This is a genomic window from Stenotrophomonas sp. (assembly GCF_032103445.1).
In the GTDB taxonomy this organism is placed as follows: domain Bacteria; phylum Pseudomonadota; class Gammaproteobacteria; order Xanthomonadales; family Xanthomonadaceae; genus Stenotrophomonas.
Genome location: NZ_DAMDFR010000014.1, coordinates 51,715 through 77,013, shown reverse-complemented (window position 1 = coordinate 77,013; position 25,299 = coordinate 51,715). Strand labels below are relative to the sequence as shown.

Genomic DNA, 25,299 nt, shown 5'->3' with positions numbered 1-25,299 from the left:
GGATGGCCCTGTGATGGACACGAATACTCTCCAGCTTCAATCCGCGCTGACGCCCGCGGCGCTGCGTGTTGCGGTTGCGCGCCTGCTCAAGTGGCTGCCGTCAGGGCCCATCGCTCTGTTGGGCGATGAGGCTCCGGGTCTCGCTCGCGCGCTGCGGCAGTGCGGCGTCGCGGTTGTTGCCGGCGGTGGTGATACCGCTGCTGCGGCGGTGATCGTAGTCGAGCATCTGGGAGTGACGGCACCCGCGGACGCTGTGCAGGCTCTGCTCACGAATGTGGCTGGGCCTGCATGCTTTGTGGTGGTCGGTGAGGCTGCCGCGCTGGCTGATCGGGCGGCCTGGGAAGGCGCGGTCATCAAGGCGGAGTGGCGCAAGCATCCGCTCAACGAACGCGTTGCGCCGTATGGCGAGCTCGATAGGGTTACCGGGCTGCTCATGATGTCGTTCGAGCGCGTTCGCGCGCCGGCGCTGGCGGTGTATCCGTTGAAGGCGCTGGAGGAAGAGCGCGACCTGCACACCGACATGACGCGCGAACCAGGCCGGCGCTCGGATGCGCATATGACCCGTTACGCGCAGGCCGCGCAGTTCATCCGTCCGGGTGATCGGGTCATCGACGTGGCATGTGGTCTTGGTTATGGTTCGTATCAGTTGGCGCACAACAGCGAGGCAGCGTCCTTCACTGGGCTCGACGCCAGCGACTATGCCGTGGAGTACGCCAACCTCAATTTTGCTCCGGTGTCGCCAACTCCGATGACTTTCGTCGTGGGTGATGCGCAGGATCTGTCCGGCATGGACGACGGGTCTGCTGATTTTGCCGTATCCGTGGAGACGCTTGAACACCTTCCAGAACCCGACCGCCTGCTGGCCGAGCTGCACCGCGTGCTGTCGCCGCAGGGGCGTGTCTACGCCAGCGTGCCGAATGACTGGTCGGACGAAACGGGCGAAGATCCCAATCCCTTCCATTTCCATGTCTATGACTGGCCGCGCTTGACTGCCCAGTTCCAGCGCAATGGGTTTGTGATCGAGAAGGCCTGGCTGCAGGACGCTGGTGGCGGCCAGAAACGGCACCTGTCAGCTCGCTCGATGTTTGAAATTGATCCAGCAGGCGGACCTGCCGCTGATGGCGAATGGCTGCTGGTGCTGGCGCGCAAGGCCACTGCGACGGAGCAGACCCGCTTCGACCCGCTGGGGCAGGTGCGCGCGTTGCTGACCGATGGTCGCACTGAAGCCGCACTGGCGTTGCTGGATGGAGCGGCCAGTAACGAGGACCCCCTGCACGATGCGCGGGGACAGGCACTGGCGGCCATCATTCTGACGCTTCAAGGCAGCAACGAACTGGCCCAGCAGCGCTGGAAGAAGGTCCAGTCTGCGGCCCGCCAGGCGCTGTCGCGGCCAGAAACCGAAGGCGCTGCGGCTGGGCTGCTGCACCTGGCGGTCACGCAGTGTGACGTTGTTCGAATTGATCGTCCTGGGCAGGTTCGGCAGGCGTTGCGTCAGCACGCAGCCTTGGTGTCCGAGCTACTCGGCACGGGGGATCTGATGGCCGGCGACGCTGAGGACCGTGCCGTGGTGTCCGGGCCCGGCGAAGGAGCCGAGCAGATCAACATGGGCGCGCGCGATGTGCGCCAGCTGATTGACTCGAAAGCATGGCTTGATGGCAAGTACCACGAGCACATGCAGCGCATCAACGAACTCGAAAGCTATACGGCCGAGCTCGAAGTCGCCCGTCAGTGGCTCGACGGGCAGTACCATGCATTGAGCGCGGAGATTCAACGGCTGAACCAGGCGCGTTCGCAAGCGACTGACGGCACTGAGTGAGGCAGCGATGACGGCCTCCGCCTCGTTCGACCCAGCAGCCCCAACGCTGACAGCGTTGCAGGCCGATGACGTGGCTGATTACTGCCTGCGGGCAGTGGGTCCAACCAAGTTCTGGTTGGTCGGGGTAAAGGTGGCGCGTCTGCTGGGACCGCTGCGGGCGGCAGGCTGTGAGATCGTTTCGCCTCAGGATGTTCCCGCTGATTTGCCCGCCAACTGCACGATCATCGGTTGGGCGGATCCTGATACGCAGCGGCAGTTGCTCTCCCTGCCCGCACAGATCCTGATCCTGCTTTCGACGGCGACGTCGGCCGAGGACGAGGTGTCGCTCAGTGAGCTGGCGCGTGCCATGGAATGGCAGCAGCACCCGGCTGTGTTTGCGCTGACCGACGCACCGGACGATATCCATGTTCGGCTGCTTGCGCGCGTCGGTGTTTCCATTTCCGATCGGCACAGCGAACTGCGCGCTGGTTACCACGGGCTGGCTGCGGCGCTGGTGCGCCCGGATGACGCGGTGGTGGCGGCTGACGCGGCCGATCACGGTCTGTGGCGCATTCTGCAGCAGCAGACACGCTGTCGCTCGCTGTTGGTGTTGACCGACATGCCGGCTCCTTCTGTCGACGCGCCCGGTGTGAGCTGGCAGTCGCGCGCCACGTGGCAGCCGGACGCACATAGGGCGGACGTGCTGGTGACCTGTATTCGCCAGGAGGACGCGAACTGGAATCATGAGCTGATCGCTGCGCGGGCTGCGCTTGTGCGTAGTGGTCGACTGGTGGTTGCCGTCCCGCTGACGGACGGCCGCAACGTGAATGTGCGCGCACTGCTGCTGGCACTAGAGCCATTGGGCTTCGTGGTAGATCGTGCATGGTGGCACAGCCTGTCGCGGCCAATGGGTGCGGATCAGTTCACAGAAGTCGCGCGCGACACTGACGGGCGGATCCTGATCGACGCTGACGCCAGCGTGCAGGCCGATGTGCTGGTACTCATGGCTGTGAACATCGGGGGTGACGGTGTTCCCCGCAATGCCGACCTGCAACTTCCCAATATCATTGCATTCCAGCGTGACTACCTCGATGCCAGTGTCGTGAGACTCATTGTCGCGATGGGATTGCGGCTGGAGTCGACCTACCTGCGCCGGCATCTGGCCCAGCAACTCCTGGCGACAGCTCCGGCCAACTCCGCCGACCACGGGGCCGCTTTGTGCGTGCTGTTGTATGACCCGGTGGCATCGGAAGGCGAAGACCGTAATGCGCTGCTTGAATCCGCCCGTCATTTCCTGCAGCTTCCGGCAGCCAATCCAACCGTGTTGCGCTGGCAGGTGTCGGTGGCCTATGCCGCTGCGGCACTGTGGCACGCGGCCGGTGACCTGGCGCAGGCCGAAGTGCTGTACGCCAGGGTGCTCGCATTTGACGTGATGGCATTCAGCCCGCTGCTGGGTACCAAAACCACAGCGGCGGCGGTCCGGTTGGGTTGGATCCAGTTCGCTCGGGGCGACACCGCTGCCGCACGCCAAGCGTGGTTGCATGGCTTGAAGGAAGCGAAAAGGCTTGCTTCGCAGGCGGACTGGACGGAAGTTGTCGGAGCCGCAGAAAGTCCAGAAACGTTTGGCATGCCGGAGTTTACCGCGGTCATGGACGAAGCCGGGCGCCTGGCTTCGGCCCTCAGAGTAACGGCCGAGGAGCCACTTCGGCCAGGGCTGGCGTGGGCATGGGGTAATCAATCCCTGCATGCAATGCTCTCGCGGGCACGAGCCGGGCAGTTGCGGCGCGACGCCTGGCTGGACCGGCTCCAGAACGCCAAAGACTGGCTTGACGGGCAGTACCATCAGTTGAACGTCGAACTGGATCGCCGCGGCGCGCGCTTGCAGACGCTGGAGTCGGACAATGCGTTGTTGGTGGCGGGCAACACGGGTGCCGTCGCGGCGTTCCGATTGTCTCATCAACACGCTGAGGCAGAAAAATCAGATCTGCGCGATCGCCTGGAGCAGGCCCAGCAGGCTATTGCCCGCCAGTCGGACGAGCATGCCCGGCTGCTGGAGGCTTTTGCTCCTCTTTCTGACGAGCATGCCCGGCTGCTGGAGGCTTTTGCTCGTCTTTCTGACGAGCATGCCCAGTTGCTCGAGGCTGCCCGCGACCTCAGTACAGCCACGGTCGGTATCCTCAGTTCCGTTCCGCAACCGCGACTTCCTGCAGAATCCATCGCGAAGGAAATGTCGCGGCTTGCAAACGTATTGAACCAGCTACCATGGAAGGCGGCCATCCGCTCCGTGCTACGCATGTTTGCGCTGGGCCCGGTAAAGAAGTGATGCGCATATGAACACCGATCTGACTGCGATTGTGACCTTTCATCGCGAGGGGTTGTTGGCTCATGCGACGCTGAGAAGCTACCTGCTTTCGCGGAATCGTGCCCGCGAGCACGGCATCAATGTGCAGATGCTGCTGCTGCTGGACAATGCAGACTCTGAGACCGCAGCAGTGGTCCGTCATCATCCCGATCTGAACGGTGATGAGATCATTCTTGATACTTCGGCAGGTGACTGTGGGCTGGCCCGGAACATCGGTGTGAGCCACGCGACGAGTACCTACGTGTGTACGCTGGATGGCGACGACCTGATCAGCCAGGACTACTTCCAGCGGCATGTGGTGTATGCCCGGGAAGCGCCGGAGCGCACCATCCTGCACGCCGAACTCGTGGTCAGTTTCGGCGGCACCGAGCATTACAGCCACCAGGTCAACCCACTCACCATGCCGTTCTCCAATGACCTGCTGATGGTGATCAATCCGTGGATAAGTGCGATCTTTGCGCCTCGTGAGGTACTGGAGCAGATTCCCTATGAGGCCTGCTTCCCCCGTCAGACCGGCTACGGTTTCGAGGACTGGCACTGGGCGTGTCAGACGCTGGCAGCCGGGATGGAGCATCGTGTGGTTCCTGAAACGGCTTATTTCTACAGGGTCAAGCCGTCCGGTTCGATGAACCAGAATTCAGCGGCGCTGCGCGCCATTGTGCCTCCCACCCGTCTGTTCGGGACGTGGGGGACGCCATGATCGGCCGGTTCGTGCGCCTCGCGCGCAAGCTCAGCCTGCGTGAACTCATGCGTAATCCGCGCGGCGAGTTGGGTCGTGTGCTGGACTGGATGGGACGGAAGCTGCAACGCGTTGCCCACGATACCGTACAGGGGCCCGCACCGGTGATGCCTGCATGGTTGCGGGATGAAATGCACGCGCAGGCCATGCTGGAGCCGGATCTGCTCGGCGAGCATGGCAGCCCGGACCGCTTTGCCTACTACCGCGTGCCCCATCTGGTGAAGCCGGGGGAGGTGTATCGTCGTCTGGTTCAGGCGGTAGGCATGGCCCCGTGCAGCCACGTGATGACCGTGCCCTGGCTGGTGCGGGGTGGGGCGGACAGAGGTGCGTTGCTGCATCTGCAAGCGTGGGTCGAGGTCCTGCCAGCTGAACGCGTGGTGCTGCTCTTGACCGAACCAGCCCCGTCCACCTGGCTGGATAGAGTTCCGGAAGGTGTGCGCATCATCCGCTTTGGTGAAATCGTCTCCGAGCTCACGCCCGAAGATCAGGTTAGGCTGTTGACCCGCCTTCTGGTCCAGATGCAGCCTGCGGTCGTGCATAACATCAACTCCCCAGCCGCGTGGCAGGCCATCGAGTCGTTCGGACTTGCCCTGCGTCAACACACAAGCCTGTTCGCGTCCCTCTTCTGCGACGACCATGATGCCAACGGCGTGCCGGTGGGGCACGCTCGCCGCTACCTGCGAAGCTGTCACTCGCATCTGTCCCGGGTGTTCTGCGATAACACGGTCTACCCTGGGATCTGGGCACGTGAGCTTGGTGTCCCGGCTGATCTTTTCCGGGTTCTAAAGTTTCCCCTTTCGCGGCCGATAACGAGGAAGGCGGGGCCGTTTCTGCTGCCAGCAGCGGGGCGGATACTCTGGGCGGGTCGATTCGATCGTCAGAAACGCCCGGACCTCCTTCTCGCCATTGCCCGGCGTCTGCCTGACGTCGAATTCGACGTGCACGGCGTCATGGATGTTGGTCACCCGCACCCGGCGGTTGAGCAGCTCAAGGGCCTGCCCAACGTGACGCTGCGCGGACCTTTCTCGCAGTTTGGAGACATCGTGTCAGACGCGCATGCAGCGTTGTTGTTCACCACCGAATGGGAGGGGCTGCCGACCCTGCTTCTCGATGCAGCCGCGTGTGGTGTGCCCATCGTGGCACCGGCTGTTGGTGGCATAGGCGATCTTATCGAGTCAGACTGGCTTGTGCAGGACCTTGAGGATGTTGATGCTTTCACAACTCGGCTGCGCCAATTACTGGCAGACCGCACGTTGCGGGAAGTACGCAGACAGCGCCAATATGAAGCGCTCTCCCAGGACCGGAGCTGGCCCGCATTCAGTGATGCGGTGAGTGCCGTTGAGCGCTATCTTTTGGGACCAGATGGGAGCCATCCCATCCAACAGCAAGGAAATGCAACGTGATTATCGGAAGGGGGCTGGTCGCCACCGCATTCACCCCTGAGTGGCAGTACGATCCCTTCACCGCGATTGTCGCGGCAGGCGTCTCGCACTCTGGCGAAACCGATCCTGCCGCATTCGCGCGTGAAGAGGCGCTGCTGGACGAGGTGATGGCTATGCCGTCCATCCGCCACATCGTCTACTTTGGAAGCTGCGCCGTAGGCAATCCGGCTGAGCGGCAGACGCCGTACCTTCACCACAAAGCCCGTATGGAGGGCCGGATTCTTGCCGATCCGCGTGGGCGTGTGTTCCGCCTCCCCCAAGTGGTGGGTGAGGGCGGCAATCCTCACACGCTCACCAACTTCCTGCGTGCCAGGATTGAATCGGGCGAGTTGTTCGACGTATGGGCAAGGGCTGAGCGCAACCTGATCGACATCCGCGATGTGGCGACATTGGGCACGTACGTGCTGCGGCATCCGGATGACTACCCACGGATGATGCCGCTGGCGGACGTACGCTCGACCAACATGCTTGAAATCGTGCGTGCCATGGAAGCCGTACTGCAGCGTCAGGGCAACTATCGCATCCTCGACCAAGGTGTTTCATTCCCCATTGATACGCGTGACTGCGAGCGCGCTGCCGCCGCCTGTGGCGTGCCGTTGGGAGAGGGCTACCTGCTTCGCCTTCTGGGCCACTATTACGTTGCGACTGGCGTGGTCTAGTCGCTAATTTTGTGCCTGTTCAGCGTCGGATCACTCAGTCCGACACATCAAACAGACGTATTATCTTCGATTGACCGCTTGGGGCGGTCTTGGAACCATCAACAACCCATGAGATTTGGTGACGCAAAATGAATGCGAAGAGCGAGCGACCGGGTAGCTACCTGTCGCGCCACAGGATTGGCGAATGAGCGTGCCGGCACTGAGTGCCATCGTGACCTTCCATGGCGAGGGCATCCTGGCGCACACCTCCCTGCGTTCCTACGCGCTGTCGCGAAACATCGCGCGGCGGGAGGGCAAAGAAATTCAACTGGTTCTGGTCCTGGATCGTGCCGATGCGCAGACCCGCGCGTTCGTCATGAATCATCCGGACCTGGACGGATCGGAAACGATCGTCGAAACCCAGGTTGGCGATCTGGCGCTCGCGCGCAACGCCGGCGTTGCGGCGTGCCGGGCGGACTACGTCTGCACCCTGGATGGCGATGATCTGATTTCCACCACCTACTTCCTTACGCATCTCAAGGAAGCGGCATGGCTGGAGGGGCGATTCATCCTGCATCCGGAAATGGTGCTGAGCTTCGGCATGTACAGCGCCTTCAACTGGCAGGTTGACCAGATGGGCAGCTACTACGATGAGCGCGCGCTACTGGCGGTGAACCCCTGGATCAGCGCTTCGTTCTCGACCCGTGAACTCTACGAGACCATCCCCTACGTGGCCTGCTATCCGAAGCAGACCGGATTCGGCTATGAAGACTGGTACTGGAACTCCGAGACCATCGCCCGGGGCGTCGTCCACCGGCTGGCTTGGGGCTCGGCTTACTTCTATCGCCGCAAGTGGCATGGCTCGCTCAACGAAGCCAGCCACGCGATGAAGACGGTCATTCCGCGCACCTCCCTTTTCACGTTGGGCCGCCCTTGGGCCAGGGAGCAGGATCGTGCTTGAGCGCTGGACACATAATCGCTGGGTGCGTAACCGCTACACCCGTCGTCTGGCGCACTGGGCCCGGCGCGCTTATGCGCTGCTGTTTGGGCCGGATGCAGCATCAGCACCCGTGACCACGTCACACGTTGAATCGCCCGCACAAAGCGGCGTCCCCTCCATGCCGCTGTGGCTCCAGGAGGAGATGCTCAAGCTCGCTGCGCTTGAACCAGAGCTGCTGCCGCCGGGAACGGATGAGAAGCGCTATGCGTACTATTCGGTGCCCATGGATGTGCGCCCAGGTGACGTGTATGCGCGGTTGTCAGATCAGATCGGCGCACAGCCCTATACCCATGTGATGCTGGTCCCCTGGCTGAAACCTGGCGGAGCCGATCGAGGCATTCTTTATCACGCGCGTGCGATAGCGGAGAGCGATCCGGCGGCGCGAATTCTGGTGTTGACCACCGAAAATTCGCCTTCACCCTGGGCCTCCCGGCTTCCGTCCCAGGCTACGCTCGTGGAGTTTGGCCAGCTCGCTGCGTCGCTGGATTTCAGCCAGCAGGTCGCCGTGATGGTGCGTGCACTCGTGCAGATGCGCGCGCCGGTCATTCACCTCGTAAACTCGCGGGTGGGCTGGGAAGCAGTGTTGCGGCACGGTCTGGCGCTGACGCAGCACTCGCTGCTTGTCGCCTCGCTGTATTGCGACGATTATGATCTGCGGATGAATCCGGTCGGATACGCACGCGACTACCTGCGATACTGCTATTCCTTCCTGACGACCGTGATCTGCGACAACTCCCGCTACCCGCAAGTGTGGTCGCGTGAGTTGGGCGTACCTGCGTCGCTCTTCACGGTGGTCCCGTTCCCGTATGACGGCGCCATTCCCGAGCTGCCTGTCGCGCCGCTTTCCGACCCTCACGCCGGACGGGTGCTGTGGGCAGGGCGCCTGGATCGGCAGAAACGCCCGGACCTGCTTGCCGCCATCGCCGCTGCGATGCCGAAGGTCCAGTTTGATGTGTATGGTGCGCCGGTAATGGCGGGTGCGGCAGCCCAGGATCTGGATCTGCTGAAATCCCTGAAGAACGTTACCCTGCACGGCGAGTTCAAGCGGCTGGAAGAGGTCGCCAGCAGCTCGCACTTCGCCTACCTGCATACCACCGCGTGGGAAGGCACGCCGACGATTCTGTTCGATGTGGCGGCTGCGCGGCTGCCGATCTGTGCGCCTGCGGTGGGTGGCATTGTTGACTTCCTGCCTGAGCGGGATCTGGTGCCGGACCCGGAGGACGTTGCTGGGTTCGTGCAGCGCCTGGAAGTGCTGCGTAGCTCGGCGGAAGCTCGACAGCAGCGCGTGGAGGACCAGCGCGAGTCGCTGGAGGGTCAGCGCCAGTGGCCGGCGTTCGTCGCGCGACTGGGGCAGATCGAAGGATATCTGCGCCACGAACGCATGGTGCGCGGTGCGACCGTGGAGAGCAACGCATGACGCATGTCAAGGAAGTTCAATGAAAGTTCTGGTTACCGGCGGTGCCGGCTTTGTGGGTTCGCACACTGTCGTGGAGCTGATTGCGGCTGGTCATGACGTGCGCGTCGTGGAAAATTTCTGCAACAGCGAACGCTGGATCGTGGAGCGGATCGAGCGAATCACCGGGCAGACGCTTGTGCTGGATGAACTTGATATCCGTGATCGCGCGGCATTGTTGGCGGTTGCACGCGATTATGCGCCCGATGCGGTGATCCATTTCGCGGCATTGAAGTCAGTGTCTGAAAGCACGGAAATGCCGGCCAGTTACTACGATGTCAATGTGGGCGGCACCGCCACGTTGTTGGACGTGATGCAGCAGGTGGGATGCAAGCATATTGTCTTCAGCTCGTCGGCCACGGTTTATGGCCAGCCGGAATCCTGCCCGGTTGCGGAAACCGCGGCGGTGGGGCCAGGCAATCCCTACGGGCGGACGAAGCTCATCGGTGAGTGGCTGATCCGCGACTGTGTGGCAGCGCCCGGTTCGACGCTGAGCGCTGCGATCCTGCGCTATTTCAACCCGGTCGGCGCGCACCCCAGTGGTCTGATGGGCGAGTTGCCTCGTGGCGTACCCAACAACCTGGCTCCCTACATCACGCAGACTGCGGCGGGCCAGCGCGACTACATCCGTGTGTTCGGTGACGACTACGCCACCCCGGATGGCACGGGTGTACGCGACTACATTCACGTGGTTGACCTGGCCAAGGCGCACGTTGCGGCGCTGAACGCGTTGTCGGTTGGAACCGATCGCGAGCTGACCCTGAACCTGGGCACCGGGCGCGGTTATTCGGTGCTTGAACTGATCGAAACCTTCTCTGCGGTGGTGGGTCATCCGATCCCGTACCAGCGGCAGGGACGACGTGCGGGGGACATCGGTGAGTGCTGGGCCGATCCTGCACTGGCCAACCGGGTGCTGGGTTGGCGGGCGGAGAAGTCGCTTCAGGACATCTGCGCCGATGCCTGGCGCTGGCAGCAGGCCATTCCAGGCGCGGTGGACTGACGGTGCGCTGGAGCACTTAGTGCTTCGGCGACACCCGAAAGACCCAGAAGTTCATTACGATGAACACGATGACCGGGACCGCGATAGCCGAGAACAGAATGCCCCAGCGGTAATCCAGTTGGGCATGCGAAATGACGGCCATGCCGCCCGCGGACAAGCCGATGTTCAGACCGTGCACCACCAGGAACTTGCCTGATTCACTGGCGACCTCGCCTTTGGAGCCAAAGGTAAAGTACTTGTGTGCCGCAAAATTGGGGGCCAGCAGGAGCAGGTAGGCGACCACCGTTGCCAGCACTGGATGCATGCCGGATTTGTCTACCAGCAGCCAGGTGAGGACGGCAAAAAGCAGGGTGCTGGTGCCACCTACCGCGCCAAATCGGATCAGCTTGCCGGCCAATTCCCTGGCTTGAAGCATGTTCATGGGGCCAGATCCGTGCCCGGATTGACCCGGTCCGCAATTGAGTACTGAGTGGGTGTGGTGAAGTTAAGCAGGATGCGGCCAACGTACTCGCCGATGGCACCTAACGCCAGTAACTGCACCCCGCCCATGATCAGAATGGCAACGATCAGTGATGACCAGCCAACGGCAACGCCGGGATTCAATAACTTCTGCACTACGATGAGGGCCGCGAACAAAAATCCGGCTCCGGACATTGCCATGCCGGTCAGTGATGCCATTCGCAGCGGGGCCACCGAGAAACTGGTCGCCATCTTCAGCCACAAGGAAATCGACTTCTTCAGGCTGTAACCCGAGGTGCCGTCTTCACGGGCGTGGTGGCCGACCATGCGTGTGGTGATCCGCGAGGTTGCCGACAGAATCAGGCCGTCCAGATAGATGGCGGGCCCCCGGAACTGGATGACTTCATTACGGACCCCACGTTTCATTGCCTTGAACGGGGAAAGATAAAGTCCCTTGGGCTTTTGAAGCAGCCAAGTAGCAACGCGGTCGTTGAAACGGCTGCCGAGAATCTTCCACGCAGCGTGCTTGCGACCCTTGAAGGTGCCATAGCAGACGTCGTGGTCGGCATCCAGTGCCTCAACCAGCACCGGAATGTCAGATGGGGCGTGCTGCAGATCATCATCCATGGTGACAATGACTCGACCTCGGCATTCACGCAGTCCGGCAAAAATCGCCATGTGCTGGCCTACATTCTTGCGCAGGTTTATCGCCCGCACCCAGCCATGGGTGCTCGCCAGCTCGCTGGCCACCTTCCAGGAGCCGTCTGGGCTTCTGTCGTTGACCAGGATCAGCTCCAGCGAGTACCGCTCACCAATAGCGGCGTAGATGGCCGCCACAAGCGCGGCCAGGGTCTTCTCACTGCGGTACGCCGGGACGACGATTGAAAGATCGATCTGGCCTGCCGAATCGTCTGTAGCCTCATTGGTCGCCATGGCTGCCCCATTATGGTGGAAAGGTTACGCGGTCAGGTAGTATAGGTGTGATACCGGGGGCGTGCATGGGGTAATGGCCGCGCGTTGCTCGGGCAATGCCGAGGGCGAAGCCTCGGTCGGCTCTGAACCCATAAGGTGTGAAAGTGAATCGACTGGCACGAACCCTCGGGGGGCTTTTTGACCGCCTCGATCAGAACTATGTTCTCTACATCGTGGTGGTTCTGCTGGCGATGTTCAGCCTGGGGCAGCTCACCTCCCCTTTCATTGCGCACGATGACTTCGACTGGCTGCTGTCGGGATTCGACCAGGGGTTTGAGACCCCATTCAGCAAGGCACTTTCGGAGGGGCGCTGGGGCAATGTCATATGGGCCAAGTTCAGTCACTTTCTCAGTATCAAAGCCGCGTTCGGTCTGTATCTGGTGGCCTTTTCCGCGATGTGTGTAGGCCTGTCCCGGGCACTGCATCGCTCTGCTGGCGTGTTGGGGGCAGTGCTGATCTTTCTGTCGCCCATGACCGCGGAAACGATGCAGTGGCCGGTGACCCAGGTGACTGGCGTTGCGGTGACGCTGATCGGCATCCTGGCCATGATGCGAGTGCAGTCAGACGGACACAGACGGCTGGTCATGGCCATTGGCGTGGTAGCAGGGTTTCTCTTCTATCCGTCCTTCGGACCGTTGTTTCTGCTCGTGTATGCCGTCCAGTCGGCAGGTAGCAAGCGCAGCGTCATCCTCGGCGCTGTCGTGTACGTGATGAGCTTTGTCGCGGCGGTGCTGCTGGTTTTTTCGCTCAACTATGTATTCCACGGCACTTTCTCGATCAAGCCGGCTACCTGGCGTCAGGCGACACCGCTCCTGCAGGGTGGCTCACTGATTGGGAATGTTGAGCGATATCTGACCTGGTATGCCTTGGTCAAGGAGCTGTGGCCCGCATTGCTGGCCGGGTCGGTCGGGTACGCTGCATGTCTCTTCCTTCGGATTCGCCTGCGTCAGTGTCTTTCTGCGCTGCTGTTGGCCGGCCTGCTTTGGGGTATCGATGCCTCACTTTCAATAGTTTCTGGATTGTCATTGCCGTTGCGATCCACGGTCTGGCTATGGTTGCTGGTATGTATTCCCGTAATCTTTCTGGTTTACGAGCGAAGAACGTTCATCCTTGGTCTGGTCCTGTGCCTGCCGCTGGCCTACACAGGGGCCACGGGGTGGATCTCGGCGTATTCGGGGACTCGTCATGTCTACCCGGCGATGGAGCAGATTGGACTGGAAATCGCCAGGGTCCAAGGGGCCAACGCAGGCAAGTTTGACGATGTGATTCTGTTCGGTGATGTCCATGCCAACCCGACCACAGGTTGGGTTCATAGCAACCGTGCCCTTCGCAACTACCTGTTCAAGGATTTTGGTTTGTATACCATGCCCTGCGATGAGGATCTGTGTGCAAAGATCCAGTCAGATGTCGATCAGCGTGGCGAGGTGCCGCAGTGGCTGATTGTGGATCGCCACCTTGTGTGGGTGCTGTCGGCGCAGAACACCAGCACTTACTGAAGCTGCCGATATCCAGGATAGGAGGGGTTTGACATGAGCATTTCTTCGGACGTGCGCAATGTGCGGGATCGTTTTTTGCAAGAGGATGGCACCCAGCGCCTGCTCCTCGTCTGCACTATCGTGGTTGTCGTTACGGTGTTTGCGCGGTTGCCTTTTGTGCTTTCGCCGGGCATGTCTACTGACTCCTATGCGTATCTGCAGGGCTGGCCCACCCTGGAACAGTTGGCAAGCCAGGGGCGCTTCGGCCAGTACCTCGTGTTCCAGCTGCTTGGGGGGCTGGCAGTCGATCCGCTCGCCTTTGCCACCGTGCTCCAGGGGGCAGGAATTGCCTCTTTTGCGTTCTGTTCGCCCCTGTTGTTCTCCGCATTCGCAAGCGCGGAACAGAATCGCGTGGTACCCCTCTGCCTTGCGGCGCTGTTCGTCACGTTGCATCCCTACTCCGCGGAGATACTCACTTTCTCCGAAGCCTCATTTACTGCTCTTCTGGCCAGCGCAACGGGCATATCTGCAGCATTTTTGACATCCAGGCATCCGCGTTGGTGGTGGTTGGCGGGACTGTTGCTGGTGGCCGCACTTTCCATGTACCAACTACTGGTCAATTACATTGGTCTGATGGTGCTGTTCGGTTTCCTTCAGACCTATCTTCGGGTCGGGACAGTCGGCAGGCCAGCATGGAAAGAGTACACACCCCTGCTTCGTGTCGTGATGGTCACTGCTGGCGCTGTCGTCGCCTACCTGCTTCTCCATAAGGTCGTCGTGACTGTCCTGGCGATTACGGAGGTAGGTCGTGCAAGTGTCCTTCCATTGAACAGGCTGGGTGCCAGATTCAATGAATTCTGGTCTCTGGGCGGCTTCCTATGGGAGCGCCCGCTGCTGGTGACTTACGGCGCTGCCTCAAAACTGTTGCTTTGGGGAATGGCGGGAGGTGGCTGGGTTGTGCTGGTCATGAGGCTTCTGCGTCGCCCCGGGCTGGCAATGTCAGCCCCTGTGATTGCAGTGTTGCTGATCCCGCTCGCCAGCATTGGCGTCGTTGCAGTAGGGACAGTCTGGTGGCCGGCACCGCGAGTGCTCGGTGGTGTGGTGGTTGCATGGGCCATGGGTGTCTATTGGCTGGCTTGGTTCCTCAATGGCAGGCTGGGACGATTGTTGGTCGCCGGGACAGGGTGTGCTCTGTTGTTGGGCTTCATTGCGGTCGGGCACCGCGTTCACAGCGATCAGCTGCAGTTGAACGCGATGGACCGTCTACTAGCCCAACGCGTTTACGCGGAGCTGATTACATTGGAGGGATTCAATGACCAGAGTCCCATCGTTGTCGTCAATCGACGATTGAGCTGGGCACACCCGTTGACACTTGCAACTGCCTGGATGGACCTGAATTTGACTGCCTTTGCTGATAAAAGGGCGATCGGAGGGCTGTTGCAGATGTCCAATGGTCGAACTCTGAATGTAGTTCCCGCGACTTCTGCCGATTACGAACAGTGCGGGACACAATCGGCATGGCCGGATCGTGATTTCGCGACCATACGGGCGGCCGGTGACGTCCTTGTGTGTCTGTAACTCCTGCCTTTGCGCCCTGGCATCTTTAGCGTTGGAATTCTGATGAGTACATTCAGTGCTTTGATCACGCTCCACACCACGGATGCCAAAATCAGGCTGCTGCAGGTCTGCATCGCAGTCACTATCATGACCCTGCTGGCACGGCTGCCGTTCCTGGTCCAGCACGGCCTCTCCATTGACTCGTATTTCTACGTTCGTGGCTTCCCCACGATGTCTCAGTTGTTCGGTCAAGGGCGCTTCGGCCAGTACATTGTCTTCATGGCGGGCGAATCCATTGGCTTCAACGCCCGGACCTTTGGAACCCTGTTGCAGGGGGGCGGGCTCCTCTTCTTCGCCGCCAGTGTCCCATTGCTGTTTGCTGCATTTGATCGTACCGGTCAGGTGTCCCGTACCGGGCTGATCATGGCTAGCCTGATGATCACGCTGCATCCCTATTCGGCAGAGATTCTGTCGTTCTCTGAGGCGTCGTTCACAGCTCAGTTGGCCACGGCCCTGGGTATCGGTGCGACGTTCCTGGCGGCACGCCGCCCGGAGCGCTGGTGGATCGGGGCGATCCTGTTGTTCGCTGCACTGTCGATGTATCAGTTGCTGCTCAACTACATTGCGCTGATGCTGCTCTTCGGCGCATTGCAGATCCTCGTTCAGGATCGTGGTGCGAGCGTGCTGGAATGGCAACGGTACCGTGGTTTGTTGGCTCCTGCACTGATGACGGTAGTGGGATTGGCTGCCTACATGGTGGCTTACAAACTGGTCATTGCCGGATTCGGGCTCAATGAAACCAGTCGCAGCCAGCTGCTGCCGTTGTCCATGGCCGCGTCGCGCTATCACGAACTTGCGCAACTGTCAGGCTTCCTTTGGAAGCGCCCCTACATCGTGGAGGACGCGCCAGTTGCATCGCACTTGATGTGGGCCGGAGCCGTATTGGGTTGGCTTGGTTTCGTCATATGGGTGATGGTCAAACGGCGCCGGCAGGCATTGCCTTGCCTGCTGCTTGCTGCGCTGGTCCCTCTGGCAGGCATCGGCGTGATTGCGGCGGGCAAGGCATGGTGGCCAGTGCCGCGCGTGCTCGGCGGCATCGTTGTTGTCTGGGCAATGGGTGTTTACTGGCTGTTCTTCCTCGGTCGGAAACGCTGGCAGCAGTGGATGATCGCCGTCCCGATCGGTGTATCCCTGCTTGGCGCTGCCGCTGTGGGCCACCGTATTCACAGTGACCAGATGCTCGTCAATGGCTACGACAAGCTGCTGGCGGCAGAGATCTACCATTCGCTCAATCAGCTTCCGGGGTTCAATGACCGCGTTTCGATTGCCATCGTCAACCGGAACATGCGCTGGGCGCATCCCGCGCCGCTGCCGACGGCCTACATGGATCTCAACATGACGGCATTCGCTTTGACCGGTGCGCAGCAGGGCGTATTGCGGATGAGCACCGGGCACGAGCTGAGCACGGTGGAGCCCACGCCTGATCACATCAAGGTGTGCGACGCGATTCCGTTCTGGCCGAGCAAGGGCTTCTCGGCGCTCGCGCCTGATGGTACTGCGGTGGTCTGCCTCTGATCGGGTAAACAAAAAAGGGCCAGGCAATGTACCTGGCCCTTCCAGTTGAAGAAGTCGCAGTCTCGATTACAGCGCCGCTTCCAGCTCCGGCAGCAGGGTGAACAAATCTCCCACCAGGCCGATATCGGCAATCTCGAAGATCGGCGAATCCGGATCCTTGTTGATCGCGACAATCGTGCCGGCGTCCTTGATCCCGGTCAGGTGCTGGATGGCACCGCTGATGCCAACGGCCACATACAGCTCCGGCGCAATGATCTTGCCGGTCTGGCCGACCTGCAGGTCACTGGGCACGTAGCCGGCGTCCACCGCGGCGCGCGAGGCACCGACGGCAGCGCCGAGCTTGTCGGCCAGCTGGAAGATGATCTTGAAGTTCTCTTCCGAGCCGACGCCACGGCCACCGGAGACCACGCGCTTGGCGCTCTGCAGGTCCGGGCGGTCGCTGGCACCGGCGGCCAGGCCGATGAAGCGGGTGTGGGTCGGCAGGGCCGCATCCACGCTGGCCGCTTCCACGGCGGCGCTGCCGCCCTGGGCGGCTTCCGGCCAGGAGGCCGCACGCACGGTGGCGACCACGATCTGGTCGGCCGGCACGTCCACGGTGATGATCGCGTTGCCCGCGTAGATCGGGCGCTTGAAGCTGTGTGCGCCTTCCACGGTCATCAGGTCAGAGACCTGGTTGACGCCGAGCAGGGCGGCCACGCAGGGCATCAGGTCCTTGCCGAAGGTGGTCGACGGGCCAAACACATGGGTATAGCCCTTGGCCAGCTGGGCGATCTGCGGGGCGAGCACCTGGGCCAGTGCCTGCGCATTGGCGGCGTTTGCGACAGTCAGCACCTTGGCCACGCCGGCCAGCTGTGCGGCCTGGGCGGCCACCGCGGCCGGGTCGGCAGCCAGCACCACCACGTCGATGCTGGCACCGCTGATCGCGGCGGCGGCACTGACGGTCTTGGCGGTGGCCGGGTTGAGCTTGCCGTCGTGGTGTTCGGCAACAACAAGAATCTTGGTCATTACAGCAACCCCTTCTGCTTGAGTGCGGCCACCAGTTCGGCGGCGTCCTTGACCATTACGCCCTTGCTGCGCTTGCCCGGTGCGGCGTAGTGGGTGGTGTTGAAGGTGTCGGCGGCGTCCACGCCCAGGTCAGCCAGTGGCAGGCTTTCCAGGGGCTTGGCCTTGGCCTTCATGATGTCGGGCAGCTTGATGAAGCGCGGCTCGTTCAGGCGCAGGTCGGTGGTGACCACGGCTGGCAGGTCTACTTCCAGGGTTTCCAGGCCAGCGTCGACCTCACGGGTCACCGTGGCCTTGCCGTCGGCAATTTCCAGCTTGCTGGCGAACGTCGCCTGCGGACGGCCCCACAGCGTGGCCAGCATCTGGCCGGTCTGGTTGGCGTCGTCGTCAATGGCCTGCTTGCCCAGGATTACCAGGTCCGGCTGTTCCTTCTCGATCAGCTTGAGCAGGGTGCGGGCGGCGGTCAGCGGCTGGATGGCCTGGTCGGTGACCACGTGGATGGCGCGGTTCGCGCCCATCGCCAGTCCGTTGCGCAGGTGCGCCTGGGCGTCGGCCGGGGCGATGGTGGCGACCACGACTTCGGTGGCGATGCCCTTGTCGCGCAGGCGCAGCGCTTCTTCCAGGGCGATTTCGTCAAACGGGTTGGGGGACAGCTTGACGCCGTCGGTGACCACGCCGGAGCCGTCCGGCTTGACCTGAATGCGGACGTTGTAGTCCACCACGCGCTTGTACGCGACGAGGATTTTCATCTGGTGCTCGATCCTTCACTAACTGGGGAACGTCCGGAGCCGCTATCGGCCGCCGGGGCGGGGGTGGGATCTGGATTCTAACTGTCCTCGCGCTACCATGCGAATGCGTATGGTTATGTTGCGGCGCAGCATTAAAACACATGGAACCAACCGCCGTTCACGCCCCGAACAAGGTCGTGAAGCCGTGGCCGATGTATGCTGTTGCGCTGTATCGGTGCCGCCATATGGCAGCCCCAGGATGAAACTCGAACAGGAGAACAGGTAGTGCCCACATGGCTTGTCACCGGCGGTGCCGGATTCATTGGCGGAAACTTCGTTCTGGAGGCCGTCGCCAAAGGCGTCCGCGTCATCAATCTGGACGCGCTGACCTATGCCGGCAACCTGAAGACCCTCGTCCCGATTGAGGGCGACCCGAATCACGTATTCGTACAGGGTGATATTGGCGACCAGTCGCTGGTGGCCCGCCTGCTGGCCGAACATCAGCCCGACGCGGTGCTGAACTTCGCCGCGGAAAGCCACGTCGACCGCTCCATCGACGGTCCGGGGGCCTTCATCCAGACCAACGTGGTCGGCACCCTTGGCTTGCTGGAGGCCGTGCGCGATTACTGGAAGGCCCTCCCGGCCGACAAGGGCCAGGCATTCCGCTTCCTGCATGTGTCCACCGACGAGGTGTACGGCACTCTCGGCGAGACCGGCAAGTTCAGCGAAACCACCCCGTACGCGCCGAATTCGCCGTACTCGGCCTCCAAGGCGGCCTCAGACCACCTGGTGCGCGCGTTCCACCACACCTACGGGCTGCCGGTGCTGACCACCAACTGCTCCAACAACTATGGTCCGTACCACTTCCCGGAAAAGCTCATTCCGCTGGTGATCGCCAAGGCGCTGGCCGGCGAACCGCTGCCGGTGTACGGCGACGGCAAGCAGGTGCGCGACTGGCTGTTCGTCAGCGACCACTGCGAGGCCATCCGCACCGTGCTGGCCAAGGGCCAGGTCGGCGAAACCTACAACGTCGGCGGCAACTCGGAAAAGCAGAACATTGAAGTGGTGCAGGCCATCTGCGCGCTGCTGGATGCGCGCCGCCCGCGCGAGGACGGCCAGCCGCGCAGCAGCCAGATCACTTACGTGGCCGACCGCCCGGGGCACGACCGCCGCTATGCGATCGACGCCAGCAAGCTGAAAGACCAGCTGGGCTGGGAGCCGAAGTACACCTTCGAACAGGGCATCGCCTACACCGTGGGCTGGTACCTGGACAACCAGGAATGGGTCAACGGCGTGCTGGACGGCAGCTACCGCCTGCAGCGCATCGGCACCAGCGCCTGAGGAACCACTATGACGCAACGCAAGGGCATCATCCTGGCCGGCGGCTCCGGCACCCGGCTTTACCCCATCACCAAGGGCGTCAGCAAGCAGCTGCTGCCGGTGTACGACAAGCCGATGATCTACTACCCGCTCAGCGTGCTGATGCTGGCGGGCATCCGTGATGTGCTGATCATCAATACCCCGCACGAGCAGGCGCTGTTCCAGCAGTTGCTGGGCGACGGCTCGCAGTGGGGCATGAACATCGAGTACGCCGTGCAGCCCAGCCCGGACGGGCTGGCGCAGGCCTACCTGATCGGCCGTGACTTCGTCGGCGGCAAGCCGAGCTGCCTGGTGCTGGGGGACAACATCTTCCATGGTCACGGGCTGCGCGAAATGCTGCGCAAGGCCGATGCCCGCGACGTCGGGGCCACGGTGTTCGGCTACTGGGTGAACGATCCTGAGCGCTATGGCGTGGCGGAGTTCGACAAGGAAGGCAAGGTCGTGGACCTGGTTGAGAAGCCGGCCAAGCCGCGCTCCAACTACGCGGTCACCGGTCTGTACTTCTACGACGGCAATGCCAGCGATTACGCCGCTGAACTGAAGCCGTCACCGCGTGGCGAACTGGAAATCACCGACCTCAACCAGCGCTACCTGCGCGAAGGCAACCTGCACCTGGAAGCTCTGGGTCGTGGTTACGCCTGGCTGGATACGGGCACGCACCAGTCGCTGCTGGAAGCCTCCAACTTCATTGAAACCATCCAGACCCGTCAGGGCCTGCAGGTCTGCTGTCCGGAAGAAATTGCCTTCGGCAAGGGTTGGATCAGTGCTGAACAGTTGGAAGCGCTCGCTGCACCGCTGATCAAGAATGGTTACGGACAGTATCTGCATTCCCTGGCCCAGCGTGGGATCGTGCCTTGAAGCTCGTCCCGACGGCGTTGCCCGGTTGCACGGTGATCGAGCCTGCAGTATTCGGCGATTCCCGGGGTTTCTTCTACGAAACCTGGAACGCAGAACGCTTCCAGGCGCTGGGTCTGCCTTCTCAGTTCGTCCAGAGCAATGTATCCAGTTCGGTAAAGGGCGTTCTACGTGGCCTGCATTACCAGTGGCCGCGTCCGCAAGGCAAGCTGGTCAGCGTGCTTGAAGGCGAGGTGTACGACGTCGCGGTGGATATTCGCCGCGGCTCGCCCACTTTCGGGCAATGGGCCGCTGTAATTCTCAGTGCGGAGAACCGCAGACAGTTCTGGATTCCGGAGGGTTTTGCGCACGGTTTTGCCGTGCTGTCCGATCGGGCTCTTTTCAGTTATCTGTGCACCGATGTGTACGTGAAGGAGGCCGATGCCGGCATCCGCTGGAATGATGCGGACATCGGCGTGGACTGGCCGATCAGCCAGCCAACGCTTTCGTCCAAGGACGAGGTCGCTGCCTTCCTCAAGGACATCCCAGAGGATCGCCTGCCGGTTTACACACCGTGACGGCTGTCCCGACGCTGCTGGTGCTGGGGGGCAATGGTCAGCTCGGTCAGGAACTGCTGCGGGCGCTGGCTCCGCTGGGCACCTTGGTGGTGAGCACCCGCAGCGGGCAACTGGCGGACGGTACGCCGTGCGAGATGGCTGACTTCAATGAGCCTGAAAGCCTGCCCCCGCTGCTCGACCGGATTCGCCCCGCCTGGGTGGTCAATGCGGCGGCCTACACCGCAGTGGATCGTGCCGAAGATGATCGTGACGCCGCCTGGCGCGCCAATGCCGAGGCCCCGGGCGTGATCGCGCGCTGGTGCGCAGCGGCCGGCGTGCCGATGGTGCACTACTCGACTGACTACGTGTTTGATGGCCAGGGTACGCGACCCTACCGCGAAGACGATGCCACCGCGCCGCTTGGTGTTTATGGCGCGAGCAAGCTGGCCGGCGAAGAGGCAGTCCGTGCCGCCGGCGGACGTCATCTGATCTTCCGCACAGCGTGGGTGTACGCCGCGCACAGTGCCAACTTCCTGCGCACCATGCTGCGTCTCGGGGCCGAGCGTGATGTGCTGCGCGTGGTCGCTGATCAGGTCGGCACGCCCACGCCGGCTGTGCTGATTGCCGACGTCACTGCTAAGGTGCTGCAGAACGCGGGTGGTTTGAGCGGCACCTGGCATCTGACCGCCACTGGGGAAACCAGCTGGTATGGCTTTGCGGAAGCGATCTTCGCGGCAGCTGTCGCAAAGGGCGTGCTGGAGCGCGCCCCCAAGGTCGAACCGATTACCACCGACGAGTACCCGACGCCCGCAAAGCGCCCGGCCTATTCGCATCTTGATGTCAGCAAGCTGGAGGCGGACTTCGATATCAGCCTGCCGGGTTGGCAGCAGGGGCTGGACCGCGTGATCGACCAGATCCCTCAGCCGTGACGCCACGCGTTGAGCAGTAGAGACTCCTGCTTGGATGGGTGCCCGAATGCTCCTTCGGGTATCCATTACTCAACTGCTATTATTTGCCTTTCAGCAGCAGACGGAATGCTCCAAAATGTGCGGAATCGTGGGCGCGATCGCTGATCGTGATGTGGTGCCAGTTCTTATCGAGGGCCTAAAACGCCTGGAATATCGCGGTTACGACTCGTCCGGCATTGCGGTGATTGACCAGGCCCAGGTGCGCCGCGTGCGCCGCACCGGCCGCGTGGCCGAAATGGAAAAGGCGGCCGCCAGCGAAGGCTTCGACGCCCAGCTCGGCATCGGCCACACCCGCTGGGCCACCCATGGTGGCGTGACCGAGGCCAACGCCCACCCGCACATCAGCCACGGGGTGGCACTGGTGCACAACGGGATCATTGAAAACCACGAAGAACAGCGCGAGAAGCTGCGCGCGCTGGGCTACGTGTTCGAGTCGCAGACCGACACCGAAGTCATCGCCCACCTGATGCACTATCACCTGAAGGGGGGCGATTCCCTGCTCACCGCCCTGCAGCGCACCGTGAAGGAACTGACCGGTGCCTACGCGCTGGCCGTGATGAGCCGCGCCGAACCCAATCACTTCGTGTGCGCCCGCATGGGCTGCCCGCTGCTGGTCGGCCTGGGTGAGGGCGAGAACTTTGTGGCCTCGGACGTGTCGGCGATTGTGTCGGCCACCCGCAAGGTGATCTTCCTGGAAGAGGGTGACACCGCCGAAGTCAGCCGTGACGGCGTGCAGGTCTACGACGAGCACGACCAGCCGGTCACCCGCAACGTGCACCTGTCGGATGTGTCGCTGGCCTCGCTGGAACTGGGTCCGTACCGCCACTTCATGCAGAAGGAAATCCACGAGCAGCCGCGCGCGCTGGGCGACACCATCGAAGCGGCGATCGACGCCGGTGGTTTCCCGGCCGAGCTGTTCGGAAAGAATGCCGAAAGCGTGCTGGCCGGCATTGAAGGCGTGCAGATTCTCGCCTGCGGCACCAGCTATTACTCCGGCCTGACCGCGCGCTACTGGATCGAAGCGATTGCCGGCCTGCCGTGCAGCGTGGAAATCGCCAGCGAGTACCGCTACCGCGCCGCCTATGCCAACCCCAAGCATCTGATCGTCACCATCTCGCAGTCCGGCGAAACCCTGGACACGATGGAAGCGCTGAAGTACGCCAAGAGCCTCGGCCACAAGCACACCCTTTCCATCTGCAACGTGCCGGAAAGCGCGATCCCGCGCGCCAGCGAGCTGGTCTGCTACACCCGCGCCGGTGCCGAAATCGGCGTGGCCTCGACCAAGGCCTTCACCACCCAGCTGGCTGCGCTGTTCCAGTTGACCGTGGTGCTGGGCAAGCTGCACGGCCGCGTTGATGCCGCGCAGGAAGCCGACTACCTGGAACAGCTGCGCTTCCTGCCGGGCAGCGTGCAGCACGCGCTGAACATGGAGCCGCAGATTGCAGCCTGGGCGGAACGCTTTGCACGCAAGAACAGCGCGCTGTTCCTCGGCCGTGGGCTGCATTACCCGATCGCGCTGGAAGGCGCGCTCAAGCTGAAGGAAATCACCTACATCCACGCCGAAGCGTACCCGGCCGGTGAGCTCAAGCACGGCCCGCTGGCGCTGGTGGACGAAGACATGCCGGTGGTGGTGATCGCCCCCAACGACAGCCTGCTGGAAAAGGTGAAGTCCAACATGCAGGAAGTGCGCGCCCGCGGTGGCGAACTGTTCGTGTTCGCCGACCAGGACAGCAACTTCTCAGAAAGTGAGGGTGTGCACGTCATCCGCACTCCGCGCCACGTGGGCGTGCTGAGCGCAGTGGTGCACACCATCCCGGTGCAGCTGCTGGCGTACCACACCGCGCTGGCGCGTGGGACGGACGTGGACAAGCCGCGTAATCTCGCAAAGAGTGTTACGGTGGAGTAAGCATGAAAAACCCGGCCAAGGCCGGGTTTTTTAATGCCACCAAACGTCACGATCGCCCGTACGTATCCTCAAATCGCACGATGTCGTCTTCGCCCAGATAGCTGCCCGACTGCACTTCAATCAGCTCCAGCGGCAGCTTGCCGGGGTTGCGCAGCCGGTGGGTTACGCCCAGCGGAATATAGGTGCTCTGGTTCTCGCCGAGCAGAATCACTTCGTCACCTCGGGTAACTTCAGCGGTCCCACTAACCACCACCCAGTGTTCGGCCCGGTGGTGGTGCATCTGCAGGCTCAGCGTGCCACCCGGTTTGACCGTGATCCGCTTCACCTGGAAGCGCTCGCCGTTGTCGATGGAATCGTAGGCGCCCCACGGGCGATACACCTTGCGGTGCCAGGTGGCCTCGCCGCGGCCTTCGGCCTTCAGCCGAGCCACCACGGTTTTCACTTCCTGCATGCGATCGCTGCGGCCGACCAGGACGGCGTCGTCGGTTTCGACCACGATCACATCGTCCAGGCCGACCATCGCGATCAGCCGTTCGCCATAGGCGTAGGTGTTACGGCAGTCGATGGCGATCACGTCACCGTGATGCGCGTTGCCGTCGCTGTCCTGGGTTGACACATCGCGTAGCGCAGTCCATGAGCCCACGTCGTTCCAGCCCGCGTCCAGCGGCACCACCACCGCATCGGCGGTCTTTTCCATCACCGCGTAGTCGATGGAATCGGACGGCACGGCGGCGAAGGCCTCCTTGCCCAGTCGGGTGAAGTCGCTGTCGCGGCGCGCCTGCTCCCACGCCGTGCGGCTGGCAGTGAGCATGTCCGGGTGGAAGCGCTCCAGCTCGGCCAGGTAGCGCGAGGCCTTGAACAGGAACATGCCGCTGTTCCAGAAATACTCGCCCGAGCTGACATACTGCTCCGCCGTCGCGAGGTCGGGCTTTTCCACGAAGCGCTCCACTGCGCGGACGTTGTCGCCGTGGGCCGCCTTGATGTAGCCGTAGCCGGTTTCCGGGCCGGTCGGCACGATGCCGAAGGTGACCAGCTTGCCCGCCTGCGCGGCCGGCAACGCGGCCAGCACCGCCGCACGGAACGCGGCTTCATCGGCAATCACGTGGTCAGAAGGCAGTACCAGCAGTACCGCGTCATCGCCTTCGCGGGTGGCTTCCAGTGCCGCCACGGCAATCGCCGGTGCGGTGTTGCGCCCCACCGGCTCCAACAGGATTGCCTGCGGCTGCACGCCCAGCTGCTGTAGCTGTTCGGCGGCAACGAAGCGGTGCTCTTCGTTGGCCACCACCAGCGGGGCGCGGCCCGCAATCGGCGCGACCCGCTGCCATGTGGCCTGCAGCATGGTCAGTTCGCCGGCCAGCGCCAGAAACTGCTTGGGGTAGGCCTCACGCGAAAGCGGCCACAGGCGCGTGCCGGAACCGCCGGACAGGATGACAGGAAGCAGGTCGTTCATCGGGCTT

General features: G+C 62.4%; 21 protein-coding genes. 16 read left to right on the top strand and 5 right to left on the bottom strand.

Annotated features, from left to right (window positions below):
* The first annotated feature begins 13 nt into the window (after positions 1-13).
* The 8 genes from RT551_RS07700 to galE all read left to right on the top strand — a co-directional run bounded on the left by RT551_RS07700 (position 14) and on the right by galE (position 10,429).
* Positions 14-1,816: a class I SAM-dependent methyltransferase gene (locus RT551_RS07700; protein ID WP_313457096.1), complete on the top strand. Its 1,803-nt coding sequence runs from the start codon at positions 14-16 to the stop codon at positions 1,814-1,816.
* Positions 1,817-1,823: 7 nt separating this feature from the next.
* Complete coding sequence (locus tag RT551_RS07695; protein WP_313457094.1) at positions 1,824-4,118, top strand: hypothetical protein; 2,295 nt, start codon at positions 1,824-1,826, stop codon at positions 4,116-4,118.
* 7 nt (positions 4,119-4,125) lie between these two features.
* Positions 4,126-4,857 carry a glycosyltransferase gene (locus tag RT551_RS07690; RefSeq protein ID WP_313457091.1) on the top strand — a complete coding sequence of 244 codons (732 nt, stop codon included), beginning with the start codon at positions 4,126-4,128 and terminating at the stop codon, positions 4,855-4,857.
* Complete coding sequence (locus RT551_RS07685; RefSeq protein WP_313457089.1) at positions 4,854-6,299, top strand: glycosyltransferase; 1,446 nt, start codon at positions 4,854-4,856, stop codon at positions 6,297-6,299. Before RT551_RS07690 ends, RT551_RS07685 begins: the two co-directional genes overlap by 4 nt.
* A complete protein-coding gene (locus RT551_RS07680) occupies positions 6,296-6,997 on the top strand; it encodes a hypothetical protein (protein ID WP_313457086.1) in 702 nt (233 codons plus the stop codon). Before RT551_RS07685 ends, RT551_RS07680 begins: the two co-directional genes overlap by 4 nt.
* 184 nt (positions 6,998-7,181) lie before the next feature.
* Positions 7,182-7,937, top strand: a complete 756-nt coding sequence (locus RT551_RS07675) for a glycosyltransferase family A protein (RefSeq protein ID WP_313457083.1) — start codon at positions 7,182-7,184, stop codon at positions 7,935-7,937.
* Entirely contained in the window at positions 7,930-9,393 is a 1,464-nt protein-coding gene (locus tag RT551_RS07670; RefSeq protein ID WP_313457080.1) for a glycosyltransferase family 4 protein, read from the top strand. Before RT551_RS07675 ends, RT551_RS07670 begins: the two co-directional genes overlap by 8 nt.
* A gap of 19 nt (positions 9,394-9,412) precedes the next feature.
* On the top strand, positions 9,413-10,429 hold the full coding sequence (gene galE, locus RT551_RS07665) for a UDP-glucose 4-epimerase GalE (RefSeq protein ID WP_313457077.1): 1,017 nt from the start codon (positions 9,413-9,415) through the stop codon (positions 10,427-10,429).
* A gap of 16 nt (positions 10,430-10,445) precedes the next feature.
* On the opposite strand, the gene RT551_RS07660 is transcribed toward galE, so the two are convergent.
* Together RT551_RS07660 and RT551_RS07655 are read right to left on the bottom strand one after the other, a co-directional pair.
* Complete coding sequence (locus tag RT551_RS07660; RefSeq protein ID WP_313457074.1) at positions 10,446-10,850, bottom strand: GtrA family protein; 405 nt, start codon at positions 10,848-10,850, stop codon at positions 10,446-10,448.
* Positions 10,847-11,821 (bottom strand): glycosyltransferase family 2 protein, encoded by a 975-nt coding sequence (locus tag RT551_RS07655; protein ID WP_313457072.1) that lies wholly within the window; start codon positions 11,819-11,821, stop codon positions 10,847-10,849. Before RT551_RS07655 ends, RT551_RS07660 begins: the two co-directional genes overlap by 4 nt.
* Before the next feature lie 143 nt (positions 11,822-11,964).
* Here RT551_RS07655 and RT551_RS07650 point away from each other — a divergent pair, with 143 nt between their 5' ends.
* The 3 genes from RT551_RS07650 to RT551_RS07640 are packed head-to-tail and all read left to right on the top strand — an operon-like array spanning position 11,965 to position 16,467.
* Positions 11,965-13,356 carry a hypothetical protein gene (locus tag RT551_RS07650; RefSeq protein ID WP_313457069.1) on the top strand — a complete coding sequence of 464 codons (1,392 nt, stop codon included), beginning with the start codon at positions 11,965-11,967 and terminating at the stop codon, positions 13,354-13,356.
* Between the two features lie 33 nt (positions 13,357-13,389).
* Positions 13,390-14,913, top strand: coding sequence for a glucosyltransferase domain-containing protein (locus RT551_RS07645; RefSeq protein WP_313457067.1), 1,524 nt, complete (start codon positions 13,390-13,392; stop codon positions 14,911-14,913).
* A gap of 42 nt (positions 14,914-14,955) precedes the next feature.
* Positions 14,956-16,467, top strand: coding sequence for a glucosyltransferase domain-containing protein (locus tag RT551_RS07640; RefSeq protein WP_313457064.1), 1,512 nt, complete (start codon positions 14,956-14,958; stop codon positions 16,465-16,467).
* A gap of 66 nt (positions 16,468-16,533) precedes the next feature.
* On the opposite strand, the gene RT551_RS07635 is transcribed toward RT551_RS07640, so the two are convergent.
* Positions 16,534-17,472 carry an electron transfer flavoprotein subunit alpha/FixB family protein gene (locus tag RT551_RS07635; RefSeq protein ID WP_311190093.1) on the bottom strand — a complete coding sequence of 313 codons (939 nt, stop codon included), beginning with the start codon at positions 17,470-17,472 and terminating at the stop codon, positions 16,534-16,536.
* Positions 17,472-18,218 (bottom strand): electron transfer flavoprotein subunit beta/FixA family protein, encoded by a 747-nt coding sequence (locus RT551_RS07630; RefSeq protein ID WP_312318558.1) that lies wholly within the window; start codon positions 18,216-18,218, stop codon positions 17,472-17,474. The genes RT551_RS07635 and RT551_RS07630 overlap by 1 nt, the downstream gene beginning before the upstream one ends.
* A 264-nt stretch (positions 18,219-18,482) precedes the next feature.
* Between RT551_RS07630 and rfbB the strand changes: the two genes are divergently transcribed.
* From rfbB to glmS, 5 genes are all read left to right on the top strand, one after another.
* Positions 18,483-19,538: a dTDP-glucose 4,6-dehydratase gene (rfbB, locus tag RT551_RS07625; RefSeq protein ID WP_313457061.1), complete on the top strand. Its 1,056-nt coding sequence runs from the start codon at positions 18,483-18,485 to the stop codon at positions 19,536-19,538.
* Positions 19,539-19,547: 9 nt separating this feature from the next.
* The gene (gene rfbA, locus RT551_RS07620; RefSeq protein WP_313457059.1) at positions 19,548-20,435 is read left to right on the top strand and encodes a glucose-1-phosphate thymidylyltransferase RfbA; all 888 of its coding nucleotides are present in this window, start codon (positions 19,548-19,550) and stop codon (positions 20,433-20,435) included.
* Positions 20,432-20,989 carry a dTDP-4-dehydrorhamnose 3,5-epimerase gene (gene rfbC, locus RT551_RS07615; RefSeq protein ID WP_313457056.1) on the top strand — a complete coding sequence of 186 codons (558 nt, stop codon included), beginning with the start codon at positions 20,432-20,434 and terminating at the stop codon, positions 20,987-20,989. Before rfbA ends, rfbC begins: the two co-directional genes overlap by 4 nt.
* A complete protein-coding gene (gene rfbD / locus RT551_RS07610; RefSeq protein ID WP_313457054.1) occupies positions 20,986-21,897 on the top strand; it encodes a dTDP-4-dehydrorhamnose reductase in 912 nt (303 codons plus the stop codon). Before rfbC ends, rfbD begins: the two co-directional genes overlap by 4 nt.
* 115 nt (positions 21,898-22,012) lie before the next feature.
* On the top strand, positions 22,013-23,842 hold the full coding sequence (gene glmS / locus RT551_RS07605; protein ID WP_313457053.1) for a glutamine--fructose-6-phosphate transaminase (isomerizing): 1,830 nt from the start codon (positions 22,013-22,015) through the stop codon (positions 23,840-23,842).
* A gap of 46 nt (positions 23,843-23,888) precedes the next feature.
* On the opposite strand, the gene RT551_RS07600 is transcribed toward glmS, so the two are convergent.
* Positions 23,889-25,292 (bottom strand): mannose-1-phosphate guanylyltransferase/mannose-6-phosphate isomerase, encoded by a 1,404-nt coding sequence (locus tag RT551_RS07600; protein WP_313457052.1) that lies wholly within the window; start codon positions 25,290-25,292, stop codon positions 23,889-23,891.
* Positions 25,293-25,299: the final 7 nt, after the last annotated feature.

Coding starts and splice junctions, on each gene's coding strand:
- RT551_RS07700 (WP_313457096.1), top strand. CDS start 14: ATGGACACGAATACTCTCCAGCTTCAATCCGCGCTGACGCCCGCGGCG.
- RT551_RS07695 (WP_313457094.1), top strand. CDS start 1,824: ATGACGGCCTCCGCCTCGTTCGACCCAGCAGCCCCAACGCTGACAGCG.
- RT551_RS07690 (WP_313457091.1), top strand. CDS start 4,126: ATGAACACCGATCTGACTGCGATTGTGACCTTTCATCGCGAGGGGTTG.
- RT551_RS07685 (WP_313457089.1), top strand. CDS start 4,854: ATGATCGGCCGGTTCGTGCGCCTCGCGCGCAAGCTCAGCCTGCGTGAA.
- RT551_RS07675 (WP_313457083.1), top strand. CDS start 7,182: ATGAGCGTGCCGGCACTGAGTGCCATCGTGACCTTCCATGGCGAGGGC.
- galE (WP_313457077.1), top strand. CDS start 9,413: ATGAAAGTTCTGGTTACCGGCGGTGCCGGCTTTGTGGGTTCGCACACT.
- RT551_RS07660 (WP_313457074.1), bottom strand. CDS start 10,850: ATGAACATGCTTCAAGCCAGGGAATTGGCCGGCAAGCTGATCCGATTT.
- RT551_RS07655 (WP_313457072.1), bottom strand. CDS start 11,821: ATGGCGACCAATGAGGCTACAGACGATTCGGCAGGCCAGATCGATCTT.
- RT551_RS07645 (WP_313457067.1), top strand. CDS start 13,390: ATGAGCATTTCTTCGGACGTGCGCAATGTGCGGGATCGTTTTTTGCAA.
- RT551_RS07640 (WP_313457064.1), top strand. CDS start 14,956: ATGAGTACATTCAGTGCTTTGATCACGCTCCACACCACGGATGCCAAA.
- RT551_RS07635 (WP_311190093.1), bottom strand. CDS start 17,472: ATGACCAAGATTCTTGTTGTTGCCGAACACCACGACGGCAAGCTCAAC.
- RT551_RS07630 (WP_312318558.1), bottom strand. CDS start 18,218: ATGAAAATCCTCGTCGCGTACAAGCGCGTGGTGGACTACAACGTCCGC.
- rfbA (WP_313457059.1), top strand. CDS start 19,548: ATGACGCAACGCAAGGGCATCATCCTGGCCGGCGGCTCCGGCACCCGG.
- glmS (WP_313457053.1), top strand. CDS start 22,013: ATGTGCGGAATCGTGGGCGCGATCGCTGATCGTGATGTGGTGCCAGTT.
- RT551_RS07600 (WP_313457052.1), bottom strand. CDS start 25,292: ATGAACGACCTGCTTCCTGTCATCCTGTCCGGCGGTTCCGGCACGCGC.